Genomic DNA, 14,816 nt, shown 5'->3' with positions numbered 1-14,816 from the left:
AAACTTTGAAATCTTAAAATGTTTTACAAAAATCTAAAGTATGTGTTTATGTGCCTTGTAAGAAGATCTAACCAAAGCACCACTTTCTACATGTCTAAAGCCCATTTCAAGACCTATATCCTCATATTTTTTAAACTGCTCTGGAGTAATAAATTCTTTAACAGGAAGGTGTTTTTTAGATGGTTGTAGATACTGGCCAATGGTTACCACATCTACATCTGCCTTACGTAAATCTGCCAAGGTTGTAATAACTTCATCTTCATGTTCTCCCAAACCTAGCATAATACCAGATTTTGTTCTATTTATACCTTGCTTTTTTAAATAATTCAAAGCTTCAAGACTACGTTCATACTTTGCCTGTATACGTACTTCTCTGGTAAGTCTTTTAACGGTTTCCATATTGTGAGATACAACCTCAGGTGAAACGGCTACTATTCTATCTAAATGCTTTTCTATACCCTGAAAATCAGGTATCAAAGTTTCTAAAGTGGTTGTTGGGTTCATTCGGCGTATGGCCTTTACGGTTTCTGCCCAAATTATGGAGCCCATATCCTTAAGGTCATCTCTATCTACAGAAGTAATTACGGCATGCTTAATACCCATAATTTTTATAGATCTAGCTACCTTTTCCGGTTCGGCCCAATCTACATTTTCAGGTCTACCTGTTTTTACACCACAGAATCCACATGACCTCGTGCAAACATTTCCCAAGATCATAAAAGTAGCGGTACCTTCTCCCCAACATTCACCCATATTAGGGCAACTACCACTTGTGCAAATAGTGTGAAGATCGTACTTATCTACCAAACCTCTAAGCTGGGTGTATTTCTTACCTGTAGGTAATTTGACCCTTAACCATTTTGGTTTGCCTTTTGGTGGAGCAACATTTTCTTTAACAACTGTAGACATGCTATAATTTTAATACAAATATACGAACTATAAAAATGAGGATAAAGCGGAATTATATACTACACAAATGAATGTGAAAATATGAAGTAAAATAGAATTCGTTATTTTTTTCTTGCTTCGATAATTTCTGACAGTAGCTTTTTTGCCCTAAGCAATTTTACCTTAACACTGTTAATAGGCTCGTTTAGCTGGGTTGCGATATCGGCATAACTTAACTCGTTGAAATATCTTAAATTGATTACCGCTTGATAATGAGGTTTTAATTTTTTAATATCCCTTAATAAATCGGCTAAATTCTGTTCCTGTATGAGTTGGTCTTCCATTGATGGAGATGCATCTAAAGCACTGGTAATAGCTTCGGAGTTACTACGCGAATCCAACAAACTTTTTTTACGCTTTCTAACCAGATCGATATGTATATTTTTTGAAATGGTGATCAACCAGGTTTTGAATACGTAGGCGTCATTATAAGTATGAATTTTATCGAACGCTTTTGAGAAGGTCTGAATAGTAATGTCTTCAGAATCGTTTTCGTTTTCAGTACGTTTTAATTGAAATCCGTACACATCGTTCCAAAACATATCTAATAAACGGCTGAACGCAATTTGATTGCCTTGTTTAGCTTTGGATATTGTTTCTTTTAATGTGTCTGCCTTATTCAAATATAAATTTTGTAAACCCCTGTTTTGAGAATGAAGAGTTGCTTATTCCGAAATTAAATCTTTTTTACAATCTTGTTCATCTGGCATTTTGCCGCACATACCACAAGCTTGCCCATCTTGATTTAAAAACGGACTTTGGCTGGCACATGTACCTGCAAACTTACCATCTTTTTTAGACCATATTTTAATAGCTATTCCTGCGAAAGCCAATCCTAATAACCCTATGGTCAATAATACTAGTTTCATATGCTGAATTTTATACAAAGATAAAAAATAAAGCCCCAAAAATGGGGCTTTAAGAATACTTTATGTGAGATAGCTTAGTATGCTATATTGGCAACTATATTTTCTACATTCGGTGCATGGTTGCCACCTTTCTGTTCTATAGTGATATAGCCTACGGCATTTTCCGCATAAGGTAAAGCCAATAATTTTTGTTGGTCCCCAGCTTCTTCAATAATACCAAGGTTGATCATTTTACCGTTAACTTCTGCCCACATTTGAAAGCACTGGCTTTCTGGAATATTAGGTAGTTTACTTACATTGATATATGACAACTTTTTAACTGGGTTAATATAAGCTACCGCTTTAAGTTCTTTTGCCTTTTGATTTCCTTTAACGTTGTACTTTTTGGTTTGAGGGTTGTTAAGAACAATAAATTGGTTACGTACATCTTCCAACTGCTCTTTCATATTCTCTTCAAGCAATTTTATCTTATTGCTAACAACACTGTTCTCTTCTTGTAGGCTTTGATTTTGGTTCCAAAAGAATGTTGAGATACCAATAAATAAAATCGCGGTAATACTTGCTGCTATTGCATAGCTATAGAATCGTTTTCTGCCTTTACGCTCGGCTTTAATTCTTGCATTAATTTTATCTTTTAGTCCTTGTGGTGCTTCAATGGCATGAAGTTTTGCAAAAATCTCAAGATTTTCCTGTAACTCTTCATACGTTTTCCTCACTTCTGGGTACATGGCAATATAACGCTCCACTTGCAAGCTTTCCAACTCGGTAGTAGTTCCTAAAAGGTACTTTTCCAATAAATCGGAATCAAGGAAAATTTTTATTTTGTCTTTCATAATACAATATTTAAAATCATGGCAATTAAGGCAGGACCATATATTTTGCCTAATTCACGTAATCCTATCTTTAGTCTAGATTTAATAGTACCCAAAGGGATGTCCAACTCATCACTTGCTTCTTGTTGGGTCATTCCTTGAAAGAAAAGAGCTTCTAGAACAATTTGATATTTTTCTTCAATTTTGCCTAGATGTTCTTGTACATCCATTAATTCGGGTCTTGTACTTTCTACACCTAAGGTATATACGTCTGAAACGTCTATTTGGATTTCTTTATCAGTTTTAGTGTTGACACTTCTTAATTTGTCAATAGCGGTATTGCGTGTTATTCTGAAAAGCCATGTAAAAAGTTTTGCTTTTTTAGGGTCGTAAGAATCTGCTTTTTTCCAAATTTTGACAAAAGATTCTTGAACTACATCTTGGGCAAGTTCAGGGTCGCGAACTACTTTGTTGGCAACACCTAGTAGGGTGTCAGCATAGTTATCGTACAAAAGTGAAATCGCTTTTTCGTTTCGCTCTTGTAATAATTCAACAATATGATTTTCTAATAGAGTACTCATAATTTAAAAAGATGCACATATTTTTTTTAGAATGGACATCCAAATGCTAACATTGAACCGTATATGCTTAAACGCTAAATTATAAAATTGATTGTTAATGATGCGTTTTCTAAAAATATATATTGAATAAGTGGTCGGCTGGTAACTGCCCACTTTGTTTTTGGTTGGTTTGGTTTGGTAATAACCCTTGTAATTTTATTACAGGGGTTATTTTATTAAATTAACCTCTGGGCTAATTTCTATATTGAATTTTGATTTGACCTCTGCAATAATTTTTGCCGCCAGATCCAATATGTCCTTACCGGTTGCATTATCATAATTGACCAATACCAACGCTTGATTTTTATGAACTCCTGCATCACCAAAACGTTTTCCTTTAAAACCACATTGTTCAATTAACCAACCTGCCGGTATCTTATAAAGTTCTTCTGAAACCTTATAAAAAGGTGCCTCAGGGTACTTTAAATTAAATTCCTTAAAAATTTCTTTGTTAACAATCGGGTTTTTAAAAAAACTACCGCTATTACCTAATTCTTTTGGGTCTGGCAGTTTACTTTGGCGAATTGCAATGACTGCATTGGAAATATCTTTAATGGTAGGGTTTAATATATTTTCTTTTTCCAATTGATTTTCAATGGCACCGTAACCAGAATTTATTTTATGATTGTTTTTGGTGAAAGAAAAAGTAACCGAGGTTATTACATATTTGTCTTTCCCCTCATTTTTAAAATATGAATCTCTATAGCCAAACTTGCATTCTTCTTTTGATAGGGTTACCAACTGCTGATCTTCTATTCTCACCGCCTCGCAACTTACAAAACAGTCTTTTAGTTCTACGCCATAGGCACCAATATTCTGAATTGGGGCAGTACCGGTATTTCCCGGAATTAATGACATGTTCTCAAGTCCGCCAAAATCATTTTTAAGTGCCCACATCACCATGTCGTGCCAATTTTCTCCGGCCATGACCTTAACTATTGCAGTGTCGTTATCTTGTGATAATAGTTGTTTGCCTTTTAAATTAACATGAATAAAAAGGGCATCAATATAATCTGTAAGCAACATATTACTACCGCCACCAATAAGAATTTTCCTTGGATACTCTTTATTGTTTAGAATGTCCTGTAATTCTTCAATGGTCGTAACTTCTACAAAGTGCCTTGCGGTAGCATCAATGCCAAAAGTATTATAGTTTTTTAAAGAAAAATGGTCATATATAATCATTAACCCTTGTAGTTTTTAAGTGCCTCGCTTAAAATATAAACCGCACGTTTTAGGCTCTCTTTATCAAGAACGTAGGCAATCCTAATTTGTTTTTTACCCAAACCGTCAGTGGCATAAAATCCTGCAGCGGGTGCAACCATTACTGTTTCGTTGTCTAAGCTAAAGTCCTCTAACAACCATTGCGCAAAGTGATCTGCGTCTTTAATAGGTAATTCGGCAATACAATAGAAAGCTCCTTGCGGCTTGGCAATTTTAATACCGTCTATTTTTTCTAGCTCAGTAATAAGTAGATTTCTTCTGGCTACATACTCTTCCTTTACTTCGGCGAAGTAGCTATCGGGAGTATCCAAGGCGGCCTCACTGGCAATTTGTGCATAAGTTGGCGGCGATAGTCGTGCTTGTGCAAATTTAAGGGCAGTAGCAATAAAATCCTTGTTTTTAGAGACTAGGTAGCCAATTCTGGCTCCGCACATACTATATCTTTTAGAGACCGAATCAATAACAATCGCATGCTCTTCTAAACCTTCTTCCTTTAAAATAGAAGTATGGGTTTTATTGTCATAGGTAAATTCTCTGTATACCTCGTCGGCAACCAGAAAGATGTTATGCTTTTTAACCAAAGTGGCTAATTTTTGTACCTCTTCTTTGCTGTATAAATATCCTGTTGGGTTACCTGGGTTACATATTAAGATAGCCCTGGTTCTATTTGTAATTAATTTTTCAAACTCTTCAATAGGGGGTAAGGCAAAATTATCTTCTAGTTTAGATACCACCGGTACAACGGTTACACCACATGCAGTGGCAAAACCATTATAATTGGCATAAAACGGTTCTGGAATAATTATTTCATCATCTGTATCCGCAATTGTATTCATGGCAAATGACAAAGCCTCTGATCCACCTGTGGTTACAATAATATCGTCTGCAGTAACTGGAATATCATTTTTAATATAATACTTGGCAATTTTGCTCCTAAATTCTTCAGATCCTTCGGTGCGGCTATACTCCAACACATTAATGTTATTGTTCTTTACGGCATCGAGTGCTTGTTGGGGAGTTTTTATATCTGGTTGTCCAATATTCAAATGAATGACGTGCACTCCTTTCTTTTTAGCGCTTTCTGCGAAAGGAACTAATTTTCTAATGGGCGATTGGGGCATTGTAAGCCCTTTATTCGAAACAGATGGCATATAAATTAAATTTTACGCAAAAGTGATAAATGATAATGGCACTTACAATTTAATTGTGGTTTATTTAAATTTCATGCTGCTGTTAAAATTGACGGTTATGTTAAAAAAATACGTATCTTAAAAAGGCTTAACTAATTCATACAGATCATGTTACGTATACGCTTCTTTTTTTCATTACTTTTTATTTGTAGTATTGGGTGCGCTGTTAATGCACAAACGTATCAATTGCCAAAGGGCAAGAAATTTCATAAAGTAAAATTTCAGCTCATAAATAATCTAATGATTATTCCTGTAGAGGTAAATGGTACAGAATTATCTTTTGTTCTAGATTCTGGAGTAGGTACGCCCATTTTGTTCAATTTGGCAGATCAAGACTCTATTCAACTGAATAATGTTACGGAGATAACCATTAATGGGCTGGGAGAGGGTGATCCCATTAATGCTCTTAAGTCTACTGGTAATAAGGTGCAGCTGGGTAGCGTCAAGAATATATCTCAAAATATTTACGTGGTGATGGATGCTGGTATCAATTTCTCGCCAAGCCTAGGTATTCCTGTACATGGTATTATTGGTTACGACCTATTTCGCGATTTTGTGGTCGATGTAAACTATGTAAAGAAAACGATCAAATTTTATGATCAGGAGCAGTATAGGTATAGGTCAACCAAAAATACTAGAGTTGTGGATATGACGGTCATTAGAAAAAAAGCTTATTTAGACGCTTTTGTGATGATAAATAAAACCGAGGAAATACCTGTTAAAATGTTGTTGGATACAGGTAGTAGTGATGCGGTTTGGTTATTTGAAGATGAACGAATTCAGTTGCCTAAAAAGCATTATCAAGATTTTCTTGGTAAGGGCTTGGCCGGTGATATTTTTGGGAAACGAACAAAAATCGATCATATTAAAATTTCTGATTTTGTATTGAGTGATGCAAAGGCTGCATTTCCAGATATGGAAACCTTTAATACCATAGCAGATTTTGGCGGTAGAAATGGAAGTTTAGGTGGTGAGGTAATAAAAAGATTTAATGTCGCGTTCGATTATGCCAATGAAAAACTCATACTTACCAAAAATTCTAATTTCGGTAAAATATTTCAGTATAATATAAGCGGTATAGATTTACAACATGCGGGTATGAGATATGTATCAGAAAGAATAACCGATGCCAACGGTGTAGTACATAGTAATGCAAAGTCTTATGGAAATGTGCAGATTATACTTCAAGGAGCAACTAGGCTGAGTCTGGTTCCGGAGATAATTGTTTCGGGAATTCGTCAAGGGAGTCCGGCACATTCCGCAGGATTACGTGAGGGCGATGTAATTTTAGCTGTAAATGGTAAGCGCATCCATAGATATAAATTACAGGAGATCATGCATATGCTCAACGTAAAGAAAGATAAAAAGATAAAGGTTTTAGTGGAACGGTATGACAATGATCTACTGTTCAGTTTTGAGTTGAAACCCTTGTTCGATGAACAATAGCGCATAAAAAAAGCCCAACTGAAAAGTTGGGCTTTTAAATTTAAAAAAAGATTTTTTTTATTTGGTACCGGTAGATGCTTTTACCTCACCTTTTATCTTTAAAACCTTTGTAGGTGTATCAGCGTTTGATATCACCGTAATTGCCTTACGGATAGGACCAACTCTGTTAGTATCATACTTTACCTGAATTTCACCTGTTTTACCTGGTAAAATCGGGTCTTCTGGTTTTTTAGGAATTGTACATCCACAACTAGAACTTACTTTGCTCACAATAAGTGGAGCATTACCAGTGTTGGTAAATTCAAAAACTCTAACTCCGTCAGATCCTTTTGCGATTTCACCATAATCAACGGTTTCTGATTTAAACTCTATTTTGGCCGCAGTGTCTTGAGCGGTCAAGCTAAATCCTAGTAAGCCTACAAATAATACAAGTACTATTTTTTTCATCATATTTAATTTTGGGTGGACTTCAAAATTAAATCTTTTCAGATCAACCTCAAAATCCTTTTGTTATACTCTAACGTTACTTATTTTTGTTTCGTATTTAATTTTAGGTAAAATTTAGCTGAAGTGACCGTTAGAATGTCAATTCGGCTTTATTTTTAATAACCCACATTTATATTTATTCAAAAACTGTTCCAAATATGGAAATTCCTTCAAAATATAATCCGCAATCCACGGAATCTCATTGGTATGAGTATTGGATGAAAAACGGATATTTTCATTCAGTTCCCGATGAAAGGGAGCCGTATAGTATAGTAATACCGCCACCAAACGTAACGGGTATATTACATATGGGTCATATGCTGAACAATACCATACAAGATGTATTGATTAGAAGAGCCCGTTTATTAGGTAAAAATGCCTGTTGGGTACCTGGTACCGATCACGCGTCAATTGCCACCGAAGCTAAGGTCGTAGCTAAATTAAAAGAGCAGGGTATTAATAAAAATGACCTTACAAGAGATGAGTTTTTAAAACATGCTTGGGATTGGACAAATGAATATGGCGGAATAATTTTAGAACAGTTAAAGAAACTGGGCTGTTCTTGTGATTGGGACCGTACAGCGTTCACTATGGACAAAGAACGATATGATAGCGTCATCAAAGTATTTATAGATCTTTATAACAAAGGTTTAATTTACCGTGGATATCGTATGGTAAATTGGGATCCAGAGGCACAGACAACCTTGTCTGATGAAGAGGTGGTTTATGAAGAAAAGCAAGGGCTGTTATACTATTTGTCATATGCTATTGAAGGTTCAGACGAGAAGGTGACGATTGCAACCACAAGACCAGAGACAATTTTAGGTGATACTGCTATTTGTATTAATCCTAACGATGAGCGATTTACCCATTTAAAAGGTAAAAAGGTCATTGTGCCAATTTGTAATAGGGTAATACCTATCATTGAAGACGAATACGTTGATATGGAATTTGGTACAGGTTGTTTAAAAGTTACACCTGCGCATGACATAAATGACAAAGCCCTAGGTGAAAAACATAATCTTGAAACCATCGACATCTTTAATGACAATGCTACCCTAAACAGTTTTGGTATGCATTACGAGGGTAGAGATCGTTTTGTGGTAAGAAAAGAAATCTCAAAAGAACTAGAAGAAAATGGCTTTCTGGTAAAAACGGAAACCCATATTAATAAAGTGGGTACATCTGAAAGAACCAAAGCTGTTATTGAACCTAAATTATCTGATCAGTGGTTTCTTAAAATGGAAGATTTGGCAAAACCTGCTCTAGAAGCTGTATTGGAAAGTGGTGATGTAAAACTTCATCCGAAGAAATTTGAAAATACCTACCGCCACTGGATGGAGAACGTTCGCGATTGGAACATCTCTAGACAACTGTGGTGGGGACAGCAGATACCGGCATTCTATTTTGGTGACGGACAAGAAGATTTTGTTGTGGCAGCCAACGTAGAAGATGCCTTGGAACTTGCCAAAGAGAAATCTGGCAATGCTGGTTTACAGATAAGTGATTTAAGACAAGATGCCGATGTGCTCGATACTTGGTTTTCATCATGGTTATGGCCAATGAGTGTATTTGGTGGTATTATGGATCCAGATAATGAAGAGGTAAATTATTACTACCCAACAAATGATTTGGTTACCGGTCCGGATATTTTATTCTTTTGGGTAGCTAGAATGATAGTTGCCGGGTATGAGTTTAGAGGAAAAAAACCTTTTGAGAATGTTTATTTCACCGGTTTGGTTAGAGATAAGCAGCGTAGAAAGATGTCAAAATCTTTAGGTAATTCTCCAGATGCATTGAAACTGATAGAAGATTATGGAGCCGATGGCGTTCGTGTAGGCTTATTGTTAAGTTCTGCCGCTGGTAACGATCTTATGTTCGATGAAGATTTATGTCAGCAAGGAAAAAACTTTGCCAATAAAATTTGGAACGGATTCCGATTGCTAAAAGGATGGGAAGTTGCAGATATTCAGCAGCCTGAAGCTTCTAAGCTTGCTTTGGCATGGTACGAGTCTAAGTTGAACAAAACCTTGGTAGAAATTGAAGATCATTTTAGCAAGTTCCGTATTTCAGATGCTTTAATGTCAATTTATAAATTGGTTTGGGACGATTATAGTTCTTCTTTATTGGAGATTATTAAGCCTGCCTACCAACAGCCAATAGACAAAACAACGTTTGATCAAGTGATTGGGTTGTTTGAACAGAACTTGAAATTATTGCACCCTTTTATGCCTTTCTTGACCGAAGAGGTTTGGCAACATATTTCCAAAAGAAGCGAGAGCGAAGCTCTGGTAGTTGCAAAATGGCCAACAGTAGGTAAAATTGATGAGCAATTATTAGAAGATTTCGACTTTGCGGCTGAGGTTATCGCAGGTGTAAGAACCATTAGAAAAAACAAGAATATTCCAATGAAAGAAGCATTGGAGTTATCCGTTTTAAATACTGAAAAGGTTAGTAACCGTTTTGATGTGGTCATATCTAAATTGACCAATGTATCTGACATTAGTTATGTAAAAGAACAGTTAGAAGGTGCGTTAACCTTTCGTGTTAAGAGTAATGAGTATTTTGTGCCTATGGAAGGCGCTATCGATATTGAAGCGGAGATCGTTAAAATCAACGAAGAGTTGACCTATACAAAAGGATTTTTAAAATCTGTTCAGAAGAAACTTTCCAATGAGCGTTTTGTGAACAATGCTCCAGAAAAGGTTATAGCGATTGAGCGTCAAAAATTAGCCGATGCTGAAGCTAAAATTGAAACATTAGAGAAAAGTTTAGCTAGTTTAAGCTAAAATTTTAGTTGATAAATTAAGTAAGCCTCATTTCTATTTCATTAGAAATGAGGTTTTTTCTATTGTTAAAATTTAGTAAGTGCTTTAGTGGTTTTGTATTTTTAAATAGAACTAAAAAGCTGCGAAAATGAAATCACTACGAAAAGAAGATATTAAACAAGAAGTATTTGATCTTTACGATGCCTATGCGCATAATAAACTAGAACGCCGAGACTTTGTTCAAAAGTTGTCAATGTATGCCGTAGGTGGTATAACTGTGCCTTCGTTAATGAGTTTTCTTATGCCAGATTATGAAACAACATTTTTGATTGATAAAAACAATCCGGATCTTGACTCTGAATTTATTACCTATAATTCTCCTAAAGGCGGTGGTGAGATCAAGGCGTTGCTTTCAAAGCCAAAATCTGCTAAAGAAAAATTACCTGGTATAGTGGTAGTGCATGAGAATAGAGGGTTGAATCCGTATATAGAAGATACTGCAAGAAGAGCAGCCTTGGCAGGTTTCATTACAATAGCGCCAGATGCGCTGAGCCCGTTGGGCGGTTATCCTGGTAATGATGATGAAGGAAGGGAGATGCAACGCAAAAGAGAGAGAAATGAAATGCTTGAGGATTTTATTGCTGCGTTTGATTATTTAAAGAATCATGAGGATTGTAACGGAAAAATAGGTGTTGTAGGTTTTTGTTTCGGAGGATGGATTTCTAACATGATGGCGGTTAAAGTACCAGATTTGGCAGCTGCCGTTCCGTTTTACGGAGGTCAGCCCAAAGAAGATATAGAGCGTATAAACGCGCCTTTATTACTACAATATGCCGGTTTAGATGAGCGTGTAAACGCCGGATGGCCAGAATATGAAAAAAGATTAAATGAATTAGGTAAAGAGAATACTGCATATTTCTATCCAAATGTAAATCATGGTTTTCATAATACATCTACCCCAAGATATGATGAAGAAGCCGCAGAATTGGCATGGTCAAGAACTATTGAGTTTTTCAAAGAGAAATTGATGTAAGTCGTTGATTTTAAATGCTTATAATAGCGTGTTTACGGTATAGTTCTGATTTTGAGCTAGTAATCGTTTGATTTGAGTTAAGCTAACAGGGATAATCCCTTTAAATTTACCATATAAACAATCTAAAAAACACACATTATGAGAAGTCTATTATGGTTAGTAGCAGTTATTTGTATAATTATATGGTTATTGGGAATGTTAGGAATAGTTCCTGGCCTTGCAACTGGTAGTTTAGTACATATCCTATTGGTAATTGCAGTTATTGTAATCCTTTATAATATCATATCAGGTAAAAAGGTCTTGTAAAGCAAATATTTACAAACCATTTTTCAAAAAATATACGAACCCTTGTTGATAGCAAGGGTTTTTTTATGCTTTAATGTTATCTTTAATACTATGATAAGACCATATGTATTAGCAGAAACCAATTGGGAGCATTTAAAAAATGAACAATTTGATTTAGCCATTTTACCGTGGGGTGCAACCGAGGCACATAACTTTCATTTACCCTATGGTACAGATAATTATCAAGCGGAACATATGGTAACCTCTTCTGCAGGTATGTCTTGGGAGAAAGGAAAAAAGGTCATTGTTCTGCCAACAATACCTTATGGTGTCAATACTGGACAGAAAGATATCTATTTGGATATGAATCTGAATCCGTCTACACAATTGGCTATTTTAAAAGATTTGGTTACAGTTTTAGATAGGCAAGGGATTAAAAAGCTCTTATTGTTTAACGGTCATGGTGGAAATAATTTCAAACCACTGGTAAGAGAATTGGGTTTGATGTTTCCAAACATGTTCATTAGCTTTTGCTTTTTTCCTCCAATGCTCGATAAAACTGAATATTTTAAGGAAAAAGGAGATCATGCTGATGAAATGGAAACAAGCCTAATGCTTTATCTAAGGCCAGATTTGGTTTTGCCAAAAGAAAAATGGGGTAGTGGTAGTGCTAAAAAGTTTAAGATCAAAGCTTATAATGAGGGCTGGGCTTGGGCAGAAAGAGAATGGTCTAAAGTTAGTAGCGATACAGGAATTGGAAATCCGGAGTATGCCACCTCTGAAAAAGGCGAACGTTTTTTTAATGATGTATGCACAAAGCTAGATGAGCTTTTTTGTTCTCTATGTGATGCCGATTTAGAAGAGTTGTATCATTGATTCTTAACACCTACCCATTTGGTCGTAGAAGGTTCTTCAATTGTTTTAAGATGGATGTTTAGATCAATTTTTAAGGACCATAAAGCACTTAAAATAATTATGTTTTTAAATATGTATTGTCCCGCTAGAGTGAAAATCAATTCGCCTTTGCCAAAAATCTCTTCAGGTAGTAAAAATAAAGGGGTGAAGGTAAAAAGTATATGAATTATTGCAATAGAGATGAATATACGAGGTTTCCAATTTATGATAAGAAAGCAACCGATTAAAGTTTCGGCAGCTGCCAAAATAGTTAAACCCAAATGTTGGGGTAAAATGCCTAAAGTTAAAATACCAATGGTATTAGTTGCTAAATCTTCTGCCGGACTTAGATTAGGAATAAATTTAATGAAACCAAATATTAAATAGACAAGCCCTATCGAAATACGAAGTATGTTGAATTTCAATTTTTGTAGTTGTTTCATCTCGTAAATTTCACTGGTTTACATATACTATAAACTCAATAGTAACAACCTAGTACTTACTATGATTTTTTGAAGGTAATTAATTGTGGTTACTTCAATTCTTTGGTGGCCAATTCAATGTAAGATTGCATTGCTTTCTTCTTGCTCATATTCTTGGCTTGAAATAATGCATTTGCTTTAAATGCATTGATCAATGGTGTTTTACTACCTGGATTATCAAAATTGGCATTTGCAATTTTGTAATAGGCATAAAGTTTTAAAAGAACATCTGCAGGTATTGGCTCTGTATAGTTATTGACCAAATCAACCGTCTTCTCAAATTCAATATGTAAGTTCGTCTTTTTCATTTGGGTCGATAAAAGTGGCAATACATGTGCCGGCACCTTTTACTTTTTGGTTAAGTTTTACGTTGATCTGGCAGTCCAATGGCAAGAATAAATCTACTCTAGAGCCAAATTTAATAAAACCGGCATCATCACCTTGTTGAACACTTTCTCCTACCTCGGCATAATTTACAATACGTCTTGCTAATGCACCGGCAATTTGTCTATATAGAATTTCGCCAAACTTAGGTGTTTTGATCACTACCGTTGTTCTTTCGTTTTCTTCGCTAGATTTTGGGTGCCAAGCTACTAGGTATTTACCTGGGTGGTATTTTGAAAAGGTTATGCTACCGCTTGCAGGGTATCTGGTAACGTGTACGTTTACCGGAGACATAAATATAGATACCTGCTTTCTCTTGTCCTTGAAATATTCTTTTTCCTCCACTTCTTCAATGACCACAACTTTACCGTCAACGGGCGACAAGATTTCATTAAAATCTTTTATGGCCAGTCTTTTAGGATTTCTAAAAAACTGTAGAATAATAATCAGTAGAATTAAGCCAAGTATTTGAACCGTTAATTTCAGCCATGCTATATCTATGAAAAAATGAGCCAGTAAAATACTAACCCCTATTAGTAAAAAAGAAAACAATATAATTTTTTGTCCCTCTCTATGAAACATAACTGAAAATATTTAAAGTTAAATATGCAAACGGTGCTGCAAAAACTAAACTATCCAAACGATCTAACATGCCACCATGGCCCGGTAATATGGCTCCACTGTCCTTAACACCCGCAGTTCGTTTAAATTTTGATTCTATCAAATCTCCTAAACTTCCTGCTACAACTATAACGGTGGCCAATATCATCCATTGAATAGGACTAATTAGCTCTTCAAATCTACCCATAAGATAAGCTGCAGCCAGTGCAAATATAAAACCTCCTAAAGTACCTTCAATGGTTTTTTTAGGAGAAACTGATGGAAAAAGTTTGGTACGTCCAATACTTTTACCAACTAGATAAGCAAATGAATCGTTTACCCAAATTAAAATAAAAATACCCATGATCAATAATTTGGCAAAGGCGTCATTTTTGTAAGGTATCATAGTAAGAAAAATACAACCTCCGCCGATGTAGAACAAGCCTACAATAAATTTTAGTGGTGTATTGAGAATCAAAGGTTTTTTTGTAAAAAGGTTTGCTAACAAAAAAATGTTGACCACAATAGTTACCAACATAAGAACATTGATAAGCAGTTGATCTTTTACTAAATAGATGAAGACCCACCAAAGAGCAAGGTATGCAGCAAAAATGTAAAACCCTTTTAAGCGAACTAGTTTTTTATATTCATATAGACAAGCGAGACCGAATGTCATGAACAAAAAATCAAATGCGTCGGAGCTTAAAAAAACTGCCGACAATAATAAAATGATATATACAGCCCCAGTTAATGACCTTCGTAAAATTTCTTTCAT

Annotated in this window: 17 protein-coding genes; 5 read left to right on the top strand and 12 right to left on the bottom strand. The window is 35.4% G+C overall.

Features of this window, described 5'->3' with window-relative positions; translation table 11 throughout:
* Positions 1 to 33: 33 nt before the first annotated feature.
* The 7 genes from lipA to EXIGUO8A_RS02595 all read right to left on the bottom strand — a co-directional run bounded on the left by lipA (position 34) and on the right by EXIGUO8A_RS02595 (position 5,624).
* Positions 34 to 909, bottom strand: a complete 876-nt coding sequence (lipA, locus tag EXIGUO8A_RS02625; protein WP_116769973.1) for a lipoyl synthase — start codon at positions 907 to 909, stop codon at positions 34 to 36.
* Between the two features lie 101 nt (positions 910 to 1,010).
* Positions 1,011 to 1,571, bottom strand: a complete 561-nt coding sequence (locus tag EXIGUO8A_RS02620) for an RNA polymerase sigma factor (protein ID WP_116769972.1) — start codon at positions 1,569 to 1,571, stop codon at positions 1,011 to 1,013.
* 42 nt (positions 1,572 to 1,613) lie between these two features.
* On the bottom strand, positions 1,614 to 1,817 hold the full coding sequence (locus EXIGUO8A_RS02615; protein ID WP_116769971.1) for a membrane or secreted protein: 204 nt from the start codon (positions 1,815 to 1,817) through the stop codon (positions 1,614 to 1,616).
* Positions 1,818 to 1,891: 74 nt separating this feature from the next.
* A complete protein-coding gene (locus EXIGUO8A_RS02610; protein WP_116769970.1) occupies positions 1,892 to 2,650 on the bottom strand; it encodes an anti-sigma factor in 759 nt (252 codons plus the stop codon).
* Positions 2,647 to 3,210, bottom strand: a complete 564-nt coding sequence (locus EXIGUO8A_RS02605) for an RNA polymerase sigma factor (protein WP_116769969.1) — start codon at positions 3,208 to 3,210, stop codon at positions 2,647 to 2,649. The genes EXIGUO8A_RS02610 and EXIGUO8A_RS02605 overlap by 4 nt, the downstream gene beginning before the upstream one ends.
* 207 nt (positions 3,211 to 3,417) lie before the next feature.
* Positions 3,418 to 4,434 (bottom strand): UDP-N-acetylmuramate dehydrogenase, encoded by a 1,017-nt coding sequence (gene murB, locus EXIGUO8A_RS02600; protein ID WP_159301823.1) that lies wholly within the window; start codon positions 4,432 to 4,434, stop codon positions 3,418 to 3,420.
* Positions 4,434 to 5,624, bottom strand: a complete 1,191-nt coding sequence (locus EXIGUO8A_RS02595; RefSeq protein ID WP_159301822.1) for a pyridoxal phosphate-dependent aminotransferase — start codon at positions 5,622 to 5,624, stop codon at positions 4,434 to 4,436. The genes murB and EXIGUO8A_RS02595 overlap by 1 nt, the downstream gene beginning before the upstream one ends.
* A 279-nt stretch (positions 5,625 to 5,903) precedes the next feature.
* Between EXIGUO8A_RS02595 and EXIGUO8A_RS02590 the strand changes: the two genes are divergently transcribed.
* Positions 5,904 to 7,109: an aspartyl protease family protein gene (locus EXIGUO8A_RS02590; RefSeq protein ID WP_236564418.1), complete on the top strand. Its 1,206-nt coding sequence runs from the start codon at positions 5,904 to 5,906 to the stop codon at positions 7,107 to 7,109.
* 57 nt (positions 7,110 to 7,166) lie between these two features.
* On the opposite strand, the gene EXIGUO8A_RS02585 is transcribed toward EXIGUO8A_RS02590, so the two are convergent.
* Positions 7,167 to 7,559 (bottom strand): DUF1573 domain-containing protein, encoded by a 393-nt coding sequence (locus EXIGUO8A_RS02585; RefSeq protein ID WP_116769965.1) that lies wholly within the window; start codon positions 7,557 to 7,559, stop codon positions 7,167 to 7,169.
* 194 nt (positions 7,560 to 7,753) lie between these two features.
* Between EXIGUO8A_RS02585 and EXIGUO8A_RS02580 the strand changes: the two genes are divergently transcribed.
* The 4 genes from EXIGUO8A_RS02580 (at position 7,754) to EXIGUO8A_RS02565 (ending at position 12,557) form a co-directional block, all read left to right on the top strand.
* The gene (locus tag EXIGUO8A_RS02580) at positions 7,754 to 10,384 is read left to right on the top strand and encodes a valine--tRNA ligase (RefSeq protein WP_159301820.1); all 2,631 of its coding nucleotides are present in this window, start codon (positions 7,754 to 7,756) and stop codon (positions 10,382 to 10,384) included.
* Positions 10,385 to 10,511: 127 nt separating this feature from the next.
* Positions 10,512 to 11,396, top strand: coding sequence for a dienelactone hydrolase family protein (locus tag EXIGUO8A_RS02575; RefSeq protein WP_159301819.1), 885 nt, complete (start codon positions 10,512 to 10,514; stop codon positions 11,394 to 11,396).
* Between the two features lie 138 nt (positions 11,397 to 11,534).
* Positions 11,535 to 11,702 carry a lmo0937 family membrane protein gene (locus tag EXIGUO8A_RS02570; protein ID WP_027067903.1) on the top strand — a complete coding sequence of 56 codons (168 nt, stop codon included), beginning with the start codon at positions 11,535 to 11,537 and terminating at the stop codon, positions 11,700 to 11,702.
* A 90-nt stretch (positions 11,703 to 11,792) separates the two neighbouring features.
* Entirely contained in the window at positions 11,793 to 12,557 is a 765-nt protein-coding gene (locus EXIGUO8A_RS02565) for a creatininase family protein (protein WP_201304101.1), read from the top strand.
* Here EXIGUO8A_RS02565 and EXIGUO8A_RS02560 read toward each other — a convergent pair.
* The 4 genes from EXIGUO8A_RS02560 to EXIGUO8A_RS02545 form a co-directional block, all read right to left on the bottom strand.
* Positions 12,551 to 13,018, bottom strand: a complete 468-nt coding sequence (locus tag EXIGUO8A_RS02560) for a hypothetical protein (RefSeq protein WP_159301818.1) — start codon at positions 13,016 to 13,018, stop codon at positions 12,551 to 12,553. The two genes, EXIGUO8A_RS02565 and EXIGUO8A_RS02560, sit on opposite strands and share 7 nt — an antisense overlap.
* Before the next feature lie 89 nt (positions 13,019 to 13,107).
* On the bottom strand, positions 13,108 to 13,365 hold the full coding sequence (locus EXIGUO8A_RS02555; protein ID WP_116769961.1) for an acyl-CoA-binding protein: 258 nt from the start codon (positions 13,363 to 13,365) through the stop codon (positions 13,108 to 13,110).
* On the bottom strand, positions 13,340 to 14,023 hold the full coding sequence (locus EXIGUO8A_RS02550) for a phosphatidylserine decarboxylase family protein (protein ID WP_159301817.1): 684 nt from the start codon (positions 14,021 to 14,023) through the stop codon (positions 13,340 to 13,342). Before EXIGUO8A_RS02550 ends, EXIGUO8A_RS02555 begins: the two co-directional genes overlap by 26 nt.
* On the bottom strand, positions 14,013 to 14,816 hold the full coding sequence (locus EXIGUO8A_RS02545; RefSeq protein ID WP_116769959.1) for a phosphatidate cytidylyltransferase: 804 nt from the start codon (positions 14,814 to 14,816) through the stop codon (positions 14,013 to 14,015). Before EXIGUO8A_RS02545 ends, EXIGUO8A_RS02550 begins: the two co-directional genes overlap by 11 nt.

Origin of the sequence: Maribacter litoralis, assembly GCF_902506355.1 — a bacterium.
In the GTDB taxonomy this organism is placed as follows: domain Bacteria; phylum Bacteroidota; class Bacteroidia; order Flavobacteriales; family Flavobacteriaceae; genus Maribacter; species Maribacter litoralis.
This window is presented reverse-complemented; position numbering and strand designations above follow the sequence as displayed.

Coding starts and splice junctions, on each gene's coding strand:
- lipA (WP_116769973.1), bottom strand. CDS start 909: ATGTCTACAGTTGTTAAAGAAAATGTTGCTCCACCAAAAGGCAAACCA.
- EXIGUO8A_RS02615 (WP_116769971.1), bottom strand. CDS start 1,817: ATGAAACTAGTATTATTGACCATAGGGTTATTAGGATTGGCTTTCGCA.
- EXIGUO8A_RS02610 (WP_116769970.1), bottom strand. CDS start 2,650: ATGAAAGACAAAATAAAAATTTTCCTTGATTCCGATTTATTGGAAAAG.
- EXIGUO8A_RS02605 (WP_116769969.1), bottom strand. CDS start 3,210: ATGAGTACTCTATTAGAAAATCATATTGTTGAATTATTACAAGAGCGA.
- murB (WP_159301823.1), bottom strand. CDS start 4,434: ATGATTATATATGACCATTTTTCTTTAAAAAACTATAATACTTTTGGC.
- EXIGUO8A_RS02595 (WP_159301822.1), bottom strand. CDS start 5,624: ATGCCATCTGTTTCGAATAAAGGGCTTACAATGCCCCAATCGCCCATT.
- EXIGUO8A_RS02590 (WP_236564418.1), top strand. CDS start 5,904: ATGATTATTCCTGTAGAGGTAAATGGTACAGAATTATCTTTTGTTCTA.
- EXIGUO8A_RS02585 (WP_116769965.1), bottom strand. CDS start 7,559: ATGATGAAAAAAATAGTACTTGTATTATTTGTAGGCTTACTAGGATTT.
- EXIGUO8A_RS02580 (WP_159301820.1), top strand. CDS start 7,754: ATGGAAATTCCTTCAAAATATAATCCGCAATCCACGGAATCTCATTGG.
- EXIGUO8A_RS02575 (WP_159301819.1), top strand. CDS start 10,512: ATGAAATCACTACGAAAAGAAGATATTAAACAAGAAGTATTTGATCTT.
- EXIGUO8A_RS02570 (WP_027067903.1), top strand. CDS start 11,535: ATGAGAAGTCTATTATGGTTAGTAGCAGTTATTTGTATAATTATATGG.
- EXIGUO8A_RS02565 (WP_201304101.1), top strand. CDS start 11,793: ATGATAAGACCATATGTATTAGCAGAAACCAATTGGGAGCATTTAAAA.
- EXIGUO8A_RS02560 (WP_159301818.1), bottom strand. CDS start 13,018: ATGAAACAACTACAAAAATTGAAATTCAACATACTTCGTATTTCGATA.
- EXIGUO8A_RS02555 (WP_116769961.1), bottom strand. CDS start 13,365: ATGAAAAAGACGAACTTACATATTGAATTTGAGAAGACGGTTGATTTG.
- EXIGUO8A_RS02550 (WP_159301817.1), bottom strand. CDS start 14,023: ATGTTTCATAGAGAGGGACAAAAAATTATATTGTTTTCTTTTTTACTA.
- EXIGUO8A_RS02545 (WP_116769959.1), bottom strand. CDS start 14,816: ATGAAAGAAATTTTACGAAGGTCATTAACTGGGGCTGTATATATCATT.